Here is a 542-nt window from a genome sequence, read left to right as displayed (position 1 = left end):
GGCCACCAGTCGCGGTTGGTGCGGCCGATCAGGGACCGCAGCGCGGCCTTTTCCTTCTTCGGATCATTGAGGGGGCTGGGTCCGCCGGCGTGTCCGTCCATGGTGTCCTCCTGCTGCGTCTTGGCGCGATTGGAACCGAGCCTAGACTGTTCGCCTCAGGAGGGAAAATCGATAAACCCTGTCATCAGCAACAGGAAAATCTATGGCAGATCTTGAACCCCGCTCATCCCCGCGCGCCCTTCGGGTCGCCGGGATGAGCGGATCGGGGAACCCTTACGCCACCGCCCCCTGTTCCATCATGAAGGCGTTCAGCTTGTTGCCGTCNNTCGCGGAAATAGGCGGCGTAGAAGGCATCCCCGCGCGGTCCCGGCGGTCCTTCGCAGGTTCCGCCATGGGCCAGGGCGATCTCGTGCAGCCGATGGATCTGCTCGCGCGAGCTCGCCTCCAGCGCCACCATCACCCCATTGCCGACACTCGCCGCCTGTCCGTCGAACGGCTTCGTCAGACCGATCCCGGCCCCGCCGCCCGGCGTGCCCCAGGCG

The sequence above is a fragment of the Brevundimonas sp. UBA2416 genome, from assembly GCF_002343105.1.
In the GTDB taxonomy this organism is placed as follows: Bacteria; Pseudomonadota; Alphaproteobacteria; order Caulobacterales; family Caulobacteraceae; genus Brevundimonas.
This window is presented reverse-complemented; position numbering follows the sequence as displayed.